The 11,900-nt window shown below is 62.5% G+C and carries 10 protein-coding genes, 1 tRNA gene and 1 other RNA gene; all 12 read right to left on the bottom strand.

The annotated features are described in order from the left end of the window. Positions 1-3: 3 nt before the first annotated feature. The 12 genes from nuoI to AB5Y81_RS04970 all read right to left on the bottom strand — a co-directional run bounded on the left by nuoI (position 4) and on the right by AB5Y81_RS04970 (position 11,896). Positions 4-546: an NADH-quinone oxidoreductase subunit NuoI gene (gene nuoI, locus AB5Y81_RS05025; RefSeq protein ID WP_005299827.1), complete on the bottom strand. Its 543-nt coding sequence runs from the start codon at positions 544-546 to the stop codon at positions 4-6. Between the two features lie 128 nt (positions 547-674). Further along, positions 675-1,643 (bottom strand): NADH-quinone oxidoreductase subunit NuoH, encoded by a 969-nt coding sequence (nuoH, locus tag AB5Y81_RS05020; RefSeq protein WP_279484488.1) that lies wholly within the window; start codon positions 1,641-1,643, stop codon positions 675-677. Next, on the bottom strand, positions 1,640-4,369 hold the full coding sequence (nuoG, locus tag AB5Y81_RS05015; RefSeq protein ID WP_279484487.1) for an NADH-quinone oxidoreductase subunit NuoG: 2,730 nt from the start codon (positions 4,367-4,369) through the stop codon (positions 1,640-1,642). The genes nuoH and nuoG overlap by 4 nt, the downstream gene beginning before the upstream one ends. Before the next feature lie 68 nt (positions 4,370-4,437). Further along, positions 4,438-5,805, bottom strand: coding sequence for an NADH-quinone oxidoreductase subunit NuoF (gene nuoF, locus AB5Y81_RS05010; RefSeq protein WP_139724643.1), 1,368 nt, complete (start codon positions 5,803-5,805; stop codon positions 4,438-4,440). Then, positions 5,802-6,344 (bottom strand): NADH-quinone oxidoreductase subunit NuoE, encoded by a 543-nt coding sequence (nuoE, locus tag AB5Y81_RS05005; RefSeq protein WP_279484486.1) that lies wholly within the window; start codon positions 6,342-6,344, stop codon positions 5,802-5,804. Before nuoE ends, nuoF begins: the two co-directional genes overlap by 4 nt. A 61-nt stretch (positions 6,345-6,405) precedes the next feature. Continuing rightward, entirely contained in the window at positions 6,406-8,211 is a 1,806-nt protein-coding gene (gene nuoC / locus AB5Y81_RS05000) for an NADH-quinone oxidoreductase subunit C/D (RefSeq protein WP_279484485.1), read from the bottom strand. Positions 8,212-8,213: 2 nt separating this feature from the next. Beyond that, a complete protein-coding gene (locus tag AB5Y81_RS04995; RefSeq protein WP_005299840.1) occupies positions 8,214-8,888 on the bottom strand; it encodes an NADH-quinone oxidoreductase subunit B family protein in 675 nt (224 codons plus the stop codon). 29 nt (positions 8,889-8,917) lie between these two features. Continuing rightward, entirely contained in the window at positions 8,918-9,322 is a 405-nt protein-coding gene (locus AB5Y81_RS04990) for an NADH-quinone oxidoreductase subunit A (RefSeq protein WP_010634271.1), read from the bottom strand. A gap of 258 nt (positions 9,323-9,580) precedes the next feature. Further along, positions 9,581-10,459, bottom strand: coding sequence for a flagellar motor protein MotB (locus tag AB5Y81_RS04985; protein ID WP_164464948.1), 879 nt, complete (start codon positions 10,457-10,459; stop codon positions 9,581-9,583). Continuing rightward, positions 10,434-11,192 (bottom strand): flagellar motor protein, encoded by a 759-nt coding sequence (locus AB5Y81_RS04980; protein WP_274437480.1) that lies wholly within the window; start codon positions 11,190-11,192, stop codon positions 10,434-10,436. The genes AB5Y81_RS04985 and AB5Y81_RS04980 overlap by 26 nt, the downstream gene beginning before the upstream one ends. A gap of 433 nt (positions 11,193-11,625) precedes the next feature. Continuing rightward, positions 11,626-11,754, bottom strand: a non-coding RNA gene (locus AB5Y81_RS04975) — RtT sRNA. Between the two features lie 54 nt (positions 11,755-11,808). Then, a tRNA-Ser gene (locus AB5Y81_RS04970) sits at positions 11,809-11,896 on the bottom strand. Positions 11,897-11,900: the final 4 nt, after the last annotated feature.

Genomic DNA, 11,900 nt, shown 5'->3' with positions numbered 1-11,900 from the left:
TCCTCAGGGCAGCAGGCTCTTGACATCGATGGGCTTGGCTTCGTTCTCGGCATCCCCTTTCGGCTTGCCGTCGATGGCCATCCCGCTCATGCGATAGAAGTTGTAGTCCGGGTACTTGCCGGGGCCGCTTATCAGCAGATCCTCCTTCTCGTACACCAGGTCCTGGCGGCGGTACTCGCCCATCTCGAAATCCGGCGTCAGCTGGATGGCGGTGGTGGGGCAGGCCTCTTCGCACAGGCCGCAGAAGATGCAGCGGGAGAAGTTGATGCGAAAGAACTCCGGGTACCAGCGACCATCTTCCCGCTCGGATTTTTGCAGCGAGATGCAGCCGACCGGGCAGGCCACCGCACACAGGTTGCAGGCCACGCAGCGCTCGTCGCCGTCCGGGTCGCGAGTCAGCACGATGCGGCCGCGATAGCGAGGCGCCGCATAGACGGCCTGCTCCGGGTAGTTGAGGGTCTCGCGGGGGCGCCAGGCATGGGAGAACACCATGCCGAGGCTACGTAACTGGGTGCCGACACCCTTGATGATGTTAATAATTTTCATAGTCGTGCCTCACTGCACATTCATCAGCACCACAGCCCGTAGCGGCTGCATCCCGAGCGGGATGCAGGGCGGCGGGCAAGCAGACGTTCCAGCCAAACGGCATCACAAATTTTCTGTCCATCGGGGCCTCACTGCGCATTCATCAGCACCACGGCGCCGGTGACCAGCATGTTGAGCAGGGTCAGCGGCAGGCAGACTTTCCAGCCAAACGACATCACCTGGTCAAAGCGCGGGCGGGGCAGAGAGGCCCGCAGCAGAATGAAGAACACCATGAAGCAGGCGGTCTTCAGGGCAAACCAGATGAAGGGCGGCAGCCAGAGGCCGTGCCAGCCACCGAAGAACAGGGTCACGATGAGCGAAGAGATCAGCACGATGCCGATGTACTCACCCACGAAGAACAGACCCCACTTCATGCCCGCATACTCGATGTGATAACCGTCGGCGAGCTCCTGCTCGGCTTCCGGCTGGTCAAACGGATGGCGGTGGGTGACGGCGACGCCAGCAAACAGGAAGGTGATGAAGCCCAGGAACTGGGGGATGATGTTCCACAATCCTGCTTGCGCTTCCACGATATCTCGCAGGTTGAAGCTGCCGGTCTGGATGACGATGCCCATCAAGGAGAGGCCGAGGAACACCTCATAGGAGAGGGTCTGGGCCGAGGCGCGCAGGCTGCCGAGCAGGGAGTACTTGTTGTTGCTCGACCAGCCGGCGAACAGCACGGCATAGACCGCCAGCCCCGCGATAGCCAGGATGTAGAGCAGCCCCACGTTGAGATCCGCCACGCCCCAGGTGGGGGTGATCGGCACCACCGCAAACGCCAGAATGAAGGCGGTAAAGGCGATGATGGGGGCCAGCACGAAGATCCGCCGATCGGCGAACGGCGGGATCCAGTCCTCCTTGAAGAACATCTTGATCATGTCGGCCGCCAGCTGCAGCAGGCCGAAGGGACCTACCCGGTTGGGGCCGTAACGATCCTGCCACAGCGCCAGCAGACGGCGCTCGATGAAGCTCATGAAGGCGCCGGCCCCCACGATCCCCACCAGCACGATCAATGCCTTGCCGATCTCCAGCAACAGATCGATCAGAGAGTCGCTCATGCGATGGCCTCCTGCAGGTTGGCGAGATATTGCTGGTGCAGGGCGGTCGGCAGACCGCTGACACCAAGCGGCAGGCCAACCAGACCGGCGCTCAGATGCTCGCTCAGTCGCAGGGTCAGCCGCCAGTGGTGGCCACCCCAGGAGAAGGCGACCTGGCTGCCGGCATTAAGGGAGAGACGGTTGGCGTCGGCCGGGTTCAGCACCAGCACGGGCTCGCTCATGCGGGCCTGGATGACCGGGCTTCTGGCAGAGAGCTCTTCGCCGCCAAACAGCTGGTCATAGCTCACCACCTGCAGCGCCTCTTTGGCACTGAACGGGGCGGGAATGGTGTCGAACCAGCCGAGGCTCTCCTCACCTGCTTCCAACAGACGGCGACCGGGATCCCCGGCGCGCAGGTTGCCACCCACCTCGTCCTGGAACTTGTTCCAGGCGGACGGGGAGTTCCAGCCCGGCGCCCAGGCGAACGGCACCTGTTGCAGCGGCTGGCGGGCACCGGCGTAGCCTTCCATGGAGAAGTTGAAGGGGGAGTCGGGATCCTGGGCGACTCTGGGCTCGCTCACGTTCTGATCCGCCAGCATGGAGGTGCGGCCACTGTAGCGGTGCGGCTCGCGGGCGAGCTTCATGCCGCGGATGCGCAGACCGGCGTTGGGTGCGGCCTCGCGCATGCTGGTCAGCAGCGGAGCGCTGGCGGCGCAGGCACTGCTCACATCGTCGAAGGTGTTCCAGCGCAGCGGTTTGCGATCCAGCGCCCCTTGCAGGGCGGCCAGCCAGCGCCAGCTCTCGCGCACCTGGATGTCGGCGTCGTAGAAGGCGGGGGCATAGACCTGGAAGAAACGCTGGGCGCGACCTTCCATGTTGATGAGGGTACCGTCGCCCTCGGCGAAGCTGGCGGCAGGCAGTACCAGGTTCGCCTTCTTGGCGGTGCCGGTGTCCTGATGATCGACCACCAGCAGGTGTTGCAGTCGGTCGATGGCGGCATCGACGCGGCTGCGCGGTGCGCGGCGGTAGAGATCGTTCTCGAGCATCACCAGAGCGAGCTTCTCTTCTCCTTCGATGCGCTCGAGGGCGGCCTCCAGCGGGGCGGCATTGCCGGCCAGCATGGCCAGCCCCAGGCTGTTGGTCTCTTGAGCGACCAGGGCGAGCTCCACGGCCTGGCCACGGCCCTTGAGGGCGCGGGCGATGTTGCTGGCTGCCTCGAGCAACGCCTGGCTGCGGGCGCCGGCGCCGGCGATGATGAGCGGCTTTTTGGCGTTGCCGAGCAGCGCGGCCCAGCTGGCGGCCAGGGCCTGTTGCTCGGGGGCGAGATCGGTCAGAGCAGGGGCGCTGCCATCGAGCAGATGGGCGATGGCGAAGCCGAGGCGCGCCTGATCCGCGTGGGGGGCGTGCAGGGTGCCGCTCGCCACATCGTCCAGTCGGGTGGTGTCGAGACTGGTGATCAGCAGCGGGTAGCGCTCGTTCTGGGCCAGGGTCTGCACCGCGGCGACCTGCCACAGGTCCACCTTCAGCTTGCGGGCGATTTCACGGCCCTTGCCCTTGACTGCTTGACGCAGGGCCAGGGCGATGCGGGCGGCGGTCTGGGTGACATCTTCGCCGAGCACCAGCACGGCGTCGGCCTCTTCCATGTCGCGCAGGCTGGGAGTGCGCACACCGCCGTGCTGCAGGATCTGCAGCATCTTCTGCAGGCATTCCCATTCGCTCTGCTCGACGCCGCTGTAGAAGTTGGCGGCTCCCACCAGTTCGCGCAGGGCGAAGTTGCTCTCAAGCGACGCCCGCGGCGAGCCGATGCCGATGACGCCGGCGGCGGTGCGCAGGGCATCGGCGGCCCGGTTCAGAGCACCGTCCACCGTGATGGCCAGCTTGTCACTGCCATCCTGCAACAGGGGTTGGCGCGGGCGGTCGGTCAGATTGACGTGGCCGTAGCCGAAGCGGCCGCGGTCGCACAGGAAGTAGTGGTTCAGGGCCCCGTGGAAGCGGTTCTCGATGCGGCGCAGCTCGCCGTAACGCTCACCCGGGCTGATGTTGCAGCCGACCGAGCACCCCTGGCAGATGCTGGGGGCGAACTGCATGTCCCACTTGCGGTTGTAGCGCTCGGAGTGGGTCTTGTCGGTGAAGACGCCGGTGGGGCAGACCTCCACCAGGTTGCCGGAAAACTCGCTCTCCAGGGTGCCGTCCTCGACCCGGCCGAAGTAGACGTTGTCGTGGGCGCCGTAGACCCCGAGATCCTCGCCACCGGCGTAATCCTTGTAGTAGCGCACGCAGCGATAGCAGGCGATGCAGCGGTTCATCTCGTGGTTGATGAAGGGGCCCAGATCCTGATTCTGGTGGGTGCGCTTGGTGAAACGGTAGCGGCGGCTGTTGTGGCCGGTCATCACCGTCATGTCCTGCAGGTGGCAGGCGCCACCCTCTTCACACACCGGGCAGTCGTGGGGGTGGTTGGTCATCTGCCACTCCACCACCGTCTTGCGAAACTCCTTCGCCTCTTCATCCTCGATGGAGATATAGGTGCCATCGGTGGAGGGGGTCATGCAGGACATGACCAGGCGGCCGCGCTTGTCGTCGGCATTCTGATACTGCTTCACCGCACACTGGCGGCAGGCGCCGACGCTACCGAGCGCCGGGTGCCAGCAAAAATAGGGGACGTCCAGCCCAAGGGAGAGACAGGCTTGCAGCAGGTTATCTGCCCCGTCTACCTCGAACTCTTTACCGTCTACATGAATGGTGGCCATACAACTTCCCTGACTTCAATGAGATAAATTCTGTGGCTCGCGCCGGTTCTGCGGGCGCACTGGGCGCCTTACCAGCGCTCGCCCAGCAGGTTGGGCTGGATACCCTTGAGCTGCTTGTGACTATCCTGCGGCGCCTTGACACCAGCCTCGAATTCGGACCGGAAATACTTCATCGCACTGCCCAGCGGCTCGATGGCGCCAGGGGCATGGGCACAGAAGGTCTTGCCCGGGCCGAGGAAGCTGACCAGCTGCTCCAGGGTGGCGAGATCCCCTGGCTGACCCTCGCCCCGCTCCAGCGCGCGCAGCAGCTTGACGCTCCAGGGCAGGCCGTCGCGGCAGGGGGTGCACCAGCCGCAGGACTCGCGGGCGAAGAACTCTTCCATGTTGCGCAGCAGGGAGACCATGTTGATGCTGTCATCCACCGCCATGGCAAGGCCCGTGCCCATCCGGGTGCCGACCTTGCCGATGCCGCCGGCGTACATCTGGGCATCCAGGTGCTCGGGCAGCAGGAAGCCGGTACCGGCGCCGCCCGGTTGCCAGGCTTTCAGGCGATAGCCGGGCTTCATGCCGCCGGCGTAGTTCTCGAACAGCTCGCGGGCGGTGATGCCAAACGGCAGCTCCCACAGGCCGGGGTTGTTGACCTTGCCGGAGAAGCCCATCAGCTTGGTGCCGTGATCTTCCGAACCCGGCAGCGCCAGCCCCTGATACCAGGCCACACCGTTGCCGATGATGGCGGGCACGTTGCACAGGGTCTCGACGTTGTTGACGCAGGTAGGCTTGCCCCAGACGCCGGACACGGCGGGGAAGGGGGGTTTGGCGCGCGGGTTGGCGCGCCGCCCTTCCAGGGAGTTGATGAGCGCCGTCTCTTCGCCGCAGATGTAACGGCCGGCGCCAGTGTGGACGAACAGCTCGAAGTCAAAGCCCGAGCCCAGGATGTTCTTGCCAAGGAGCCCGGCGGCCTTGGCTTCTTCTACCGCCCGGCGCAGGTTGGTGGCGGCATCGACGTACTCGCCGCGCAGGAAGATGTAGCCACGGTAGGCCTTGAGGGCCTTGGCCGAGATGATCATCCCCTCGATCAGCAGGTGGGGCAGTTGCTCCATCAACAGCCGATCCTTGTAGGTGTTCGGCTCCATCTCGTCGGCGTTGCAGAGCAGGTAACGGATGTTCATGCTCTCGTCTTTGGGCATCAGGCCCCACTTCACGCCGGTGGAGAAGCCGGCGCCGCCGCGACCCTTGAGGCCGGCATCCTTGACGGTGCCGACGATTTCATCAGGGCTCATCTGGCCCAGCGCCTTGCGGGCCGCATCGTAACCCTGCTTGCTCTGGTATTCATCCAGCCAGACCGGCTGGCCGTCGTCGCGCAGCCGCCAGGTGAGGGGATGGGTCTCGGCGGCGCGGGCGATGCGATTGGCGGTACCAAGGGATGCCAGAGTCATGGGTAAGCCTCCAGGGTCTTGAGCAGGCTGACGGCGTCGAGCCCACCGAAGGTGTCGTCGTCGATCATCAGAGCCGGCCCCTTGTCGCAGTTGCCGAGGCAGCAGACTGGCAGCAGGGTGAAGCGGCCGTCGGCGGAGGTCTGGCCGGGTGCCAGGTTCATCACCTCTTTCAGGCCGGCCAACAGTTGCTCATGGCCGTTGATGTAGCAGACCATGCTGTCGCAGACGCGGATGATGTGGCGACCGACCGGCTGGCGGAAGATCTGGCTGTAGAAGGTGGCGACCCCCTCCACGTCGCTGGCGGGGATACCGAGCTCGGCGGCGATGGCGTGGATGGCACCGTCAGGAACCCAGCCGCGGGCCTGCTGCACTATCTTGAGCGCTTCGATACTGGCGGCACGGGGATCTTCGTAGTGGTGTTTCTCATGCTCGATGGCATCGCGTTCTGCCTGGCTCAGGATGAAATCGTTCCCCTTGCCCTGGCATGAACTCTGTCCCTGCGGGGACGGATTGTGTTGGCACTGACATTGCTGGCTCATGGCATAACCTTTTGTGGCTTGTTCTTGTTGTCGTGTAACGGCGCTTGGTAACAGCCGTTACTCAACGGTCCACATCCGACATAACGAAATCGATACTGCCCAGATAGACGATGAGGTCCGACACCATCTGGCCACGGATCACCGAGGGGATCTGTTGCAGGTGAGCAAAGCTCGGGGTGCGGATCCGGGTCCGGTAGCTCATGGTGGAGCCATCGCTGGTCAGGTAATAACTGTTGATCCCCTTGGTCGCCTCGATCATCTGGAAGGACTCGGCGGCCGGCATGACCGGGCCCCACGACACTTGCAGGAAGTGAGTGATCAGGGTTTCGATGTCCTGCAGGGTGCGCTCTTTGGGCGGCGGCGTGGTGAGCGGGTGAACCGCCTTGAACGGCCCCTCCGGCATGTTCTTCATGCACTGCTCTATGATGCGCATGCTCTGGCGCATCTCCTCGATACGCACCAGGGCGCGATCGTAGGCATCGCCGTTGGCACCGACCGGTACCTCGAATTCGAACTGATCGTAGCCGGAGTAGGGGCGCCACTTGCGCACGTCGAAGTTGAGGCCGGTGGCGCGCAGACCGCCACCCGTGGTGCCCCAGGCCAGCGCCTGTTCGGTGTTGTAGGCGGCGACGCCGATGGTGCGGCCACGCAGTATGCTGTTGCGCATGGCGGCCTTCTCATAGTCCATCAGCCGCTTGGGCAGCCAGCTCAGCAGGTTGTCCTGCACCAGTCGCTGCCAGCCGACGGGCAGATCGTGGGCCACGCCGCCGATGCGGAACCAGGCCGGATGCATACGGGCGCCGGTGATGGCCTCGATGATGGTGTAAATCCGCTGCCGGTCGGTGAAGGTGAAGAAGACCGGGGTCATGGCGCCCACGTCCTGAATATAGGTACCGATGAACAGCAGGTGACTCTGGATGCGGAACAGCTCAGCCAGCATCACCCGGATCATGTCGACCCGCTGTGGCACCTTGATGCCGGCCAGCTTCTCGACCGCCAGCACGTAGGGCAGGTTGTTCATCACCCCGCCCAGGTACTCGACCCGGTCGGTGTAGGGGATGTAGCTGTGCCAGGACTGGCGCTCGCCCATCTTCTCGGCACCGCGGTGGTGATAGCCGATATCGGGCACGCAGTCGCGGATCTCCTCGCCATCGAGCTGCAGTACCAGGCGGAAGGCGCCGTGGGCGGAGGGGTGGTTGGGGCCCAGGTTCAAGAACATGTAGTCCTCGTTCTCGTTGCCGCGACTCATGCCCCACTCTTCCGGTTTGAACATCAGGTTGCCCTGCTCCATGTCCTGCTTGGCGGCATCGAGCATGAAGGGATCAAATTCGGTGGCGCGCGCCGGATAATCCTTGCGCAGCGGGTGACCCTGCCAGCTCTTGGGCATCATGATGCGGGTCAGGTGCGGGTGACCGTCGAAGTTGATGCCCATCAGATCCCACACTTCCCGTTCATACCAGTTGGCGTTGGGGAAGTGGCGGCTGACGGTGGGCAGCGTCAGATCCCCCTCCTTGAGCGGCACCTTCAACATCAGGTCGGCGTTGCGATCGATGGAGATGAGGTGATAGAAGACGGTGAAGTCGCTGTCGGGCAGATCGTGACGATGGCTGCGCATCCGCTCGTCGGTGGCGCTCAAGTCAAACAGCATCACGAACGGGGAGGGCAGCTTTTTAAGGAACCCCATCACGTCCAGCAGCAGCTCGCGGGAGAGCCAGACCACCGGCACGCCGGTGCGGGTATTCTGGATGGTGAAGCGTTCGGCACCGAAATGGGCAAACAGCTCGCCGACTACCTGAGCGTCTTTGTGATCACTCGGTTGCCACTGGGCCATGGCGTAGTTGCTGGGAAATTCTCGAGTCAGTTTCATGGTCAGATCTCATCCGGCGTGCGCAGGTTGGTGACGTTGATCCGCTCGCCACGCTTGCGGTCCTTCTCGGCAGGCATCTGGGGGCGATAGATGCCCTGATCGCCTACCACCCAGGAGAGCGGACGGCGCTCCTTGCCGATGGAGTCCTGCAGCAGCATCAAGGCCTGCAGGAATGCCTCGGGACGGGGCGGGCAGCCCGGAATGTAGACGTCGACCGGCAGGAACTTGTCGACGCCCTGCACGACCGAGTAGATGTCATACATGCCGCCCGAGTTGGCGCAGGCCCCCATGGAGATGACCCACTTGGGTTCGAGCAGCTGTTCGTACAGGCGCTGGATGACCGGGGCCATCTTGATGAAGGGGGTGCCGGCGATGACCATGAAATCGGCCTGGCGCGGTGAGGCCCGGATGACTTCGGCACCGAAGCGGGCCACGTCATGAGGGGAGGTGAAGGCGGTACACATCTCCACGTAGCAGCAGGAGATGCCGAAGTTGTAGGGCCAGAGGGAGTTCTTGCGGCCCCAGTTGACTGTGTCCTGCAGCACCTCTTCGAGGCGCCCGATCATGATGCCGCGTGAGGCCTCTTGAGCCAGGGGATCCTCGACGGTCTGGCGCTGTTCCTGGGGGTAGCGCTCAACCGGCGCATCCGGGTCAATCCGGGTCAGGGTGTACTTCATGGTGCAACCTCAAAGGGATAATCAGTAATTCAGTCTGGCTTCTTGTCGGTCAGGACGCGTTTTTTCGGTGCCCAGTCGAGGGCGCCGATGCGCCACAGGTAGATGAGGCCTACCAGCAGCAAGGAGATGAAGATGGCTGCCTCGATGAAGCCGACCCAGCCGCTCTCCCGAACGGAGACGGACCAGGCAAAGAGATAGAGCGCCTCCACGTCGAAGATGACGAAGAACATGGCAACCAGATAGAACTTGGCGGAAAAGCGCAGACGGGCATTGCCCACGGAGTCCACGCCTGATTCGAAGGGCTTGTTCTTGGCTCGGCCGTAGGCGCGGCCTCCCAGCAGGGCAGCCAGGCCGATCATGATCAGGCAGATACAGATGGCCCCAACTACATAGACAGCAAAAGCCCAATGCTGGACAGCAATATCAGCAAACATAGGAGTTTTCCCTAACCAAATTAATCACGAGACTTAACAAGGATGTTACGTATTATGCCACTTCGATACTGATTTACATGTCATTTCAGGGGATTAATTATTAATCAGCGGGAGGAAAATCGTATTTTGCAAGCGGGGTCAATGTTCCTACTTGAGAATCATTTTCACTCGCTTTTGTAATGGGGGGAAAATCGCAGGGCAGTTCGAAAAATAAACTAATCGAGAAAAACGAGACCCCGCCGGGCGGGGTCTGCTGGATCAGGGTTTGAGGACGGGGAGGGACTCTTCGGCGGCCTTGCCCTGGGAGAGGGTGATCTCGACCCGGCGGTTGGCCTGCCGGTGTTCCGGGGTGTCGTTGGGATAGCGGGGCTGGGCATCAGCCACCCCCTGTGCGATGACTCGGGAGGCATCGAGCTTGGGATTGGTGAGCAGGGTGTGCACGATGGAGGCCGAACGCAGCACCGACAGCTCCCAGTTGCTGCGATAGAGCTCTACCGGCGCCTGCGAGTTGTCGGTGTGACCTGTGACCACCACCTTGCCCGGGATATCCGCCAGAATGCCGGCGATCTTGTTGACCAGCGGAATGAACTGGGGCTGGAGGAAGGCGGAATCTGCCGGAAACAGCGCCTTCTCACCGATGCGGATCACCAGCTGGCTGCCGAGCTGCTCTACCTCCAGATCCTTGGATTCAATCTGTGCCTTGAGCTGCTGCTCCAGCTTCTTCTTGGTGACCTGCACCCACTCTTGTTCCTTGGTTTTGTGAGGCCAGGACTCCGTCGCACTCGGCTTCTCAGAGGCGCCTATGGTCTCGTTGAAGGGATCCGAGGCCGCTGCGGGGGCATCTTTCTCCAGCACAGTCTCCTTTTCGGGGCTGCTCGGGGTGGTCTTGGATTCCGGCTCAAGAATGCCGGTTCCCCCTTGCATGACCGGTGAACCGGCGGGAGGAGAGATCAGGCCTATTTTACCCAGCGATTCGATGAAGCCCTGGATCAGTACCCGGGTTTCAGACTGCTTGGCCATCGCGAAGGAGTAGAGCACCACGAACAGGGCGAACAGCAGGGTCATGAAGTCGGCATAGGAGACCAGCCAGCGTTCGTGGTTCTCCGGCGCCTCAGCCTTTTTCTTTTTTGCCACCATGGCCTCCTAAGTAGGGTTCGAGGGTGACTTGCAGACGTTGTTGGGATTCGCCGTCCACGATGCAGAGGATGCCGGTCAGGGTCATCTCCTTGTAGTGGCGGATCTGGTGGGCAAAGGCTTTGTAGCGGTTGCCGAAGGGCAGGAAGATGAGGTTGGCGGCCGAAACCCCGTAGATGGTGGCGATGAAGGCCACCGCAATGGCGCCCCCCAGCTTGTCCGGGGCATCCAGCAGGCCCATGGCGTGAATGAGGCCAAATACCGCCCCCACGATCCCCATGGTCGGGCAATAACCCCCCATGGCCTCATAGAACTTGACGGTCTGCTCGAGATCTTCCTGCTCGAACTCGATCTCGTTCTCCAGCACCTCGTGGATCTTGGTCTTCTCGTAGCCGTCGACCATCATCTGCACCCCCTTTTGCAGGAAGGGGTCCTTGATGTCGTCGATCATCCCTTCCAGGGCCAGCATGCCGCTGCGCCTGGCGCTGCCCGCCAGGTTCTCCAGCAGTTCGGCCTGCTCCTGCATGTCGAGTTTGAGAGGGGTCAGCAACCACTTGAAACGCTTGAGGGTGCTGCCGACGACGGAGAAGGGGAACTGGGTCAGAGCGGCACCGACAGTACCACCGATCACGATGAGGAAGGCGGGCAGATCGAGCAGGGCGCTGGGGTGCCCGCCCTCGATCATGTTGCCGCCCAGAATGGCGATCAATGCCAGAACCAGGCCGATTAAGCTCATTTATTACGCATCCCTGAAGATTGATAATGGCTAGTGTAGCTACTTAAGTATCAGTTTTTCAAAATGATATCCAATCGGTGAGCAATAACGCGCGTCAGCGTCAGCTGCCGCCTGGGAGAGGTGTTTTCCGGATGGAAAGGGGTGTGCCACCAAGGTGGACGTTGCTGCCAGCAGAGGGAATTTGGCGGTGCTGTGGTCTTGCGTTTGAGGCGCTTGGCTGCAGAGGCTGGCTGGCGGCGGAATGTCACTATCAGCCATCAGGTTGGCCGTTCAAATGGGCGATGAGATCGGTGCGCCATGGGGCGGGTCATAGCCAGCAGGACAGCCTGGAGGATAGATAGAGGCTGCCGGCCTGCTTGACGCTGGGTGAGGGGTTCGCTTTCGTCGGAGCCTGAAAGCAAAAAACCGACCATCAGGTCGGTTCTTTAAAATTTGGCGGTGAGGGAGGGATGATTCGCCACTGCGTGGCTCACCCCTTCGGGGCGGCCTGCGGCCGTTCATCGCAGCAAGCTGCTCTGCTCGAACCCGGCGAGGGTTCTCACCCTCCCTCTTCGACATGAGCTGATAATTCTTCCCCAAAGCAAAAAACCGACCATCAGGTCGGTTCTTTAACATTTGGCGGTGAGGGAGGGATTCGAACCCTCGATACGTTGCCGTATACACACTTTCCAGGCGTGCTCCTTCAGCCACTCGGACACCTCACCAAAT

The sequence above is a fragment of the Aeromonas sp. s2 genome (assembly GCF_040907935.1).
Classification (GTDB): Bacteria; Pseudomonadota; Gammaproteobacteria; order Enterobacterales; family Aeromonadaceae; genus Aeromonas; species Aeromonas dhakensis.
Note: the sequence above shows the minus strand (reverse complement) of the source record. Positions and strands in the feature narration are given on the sequence as shown.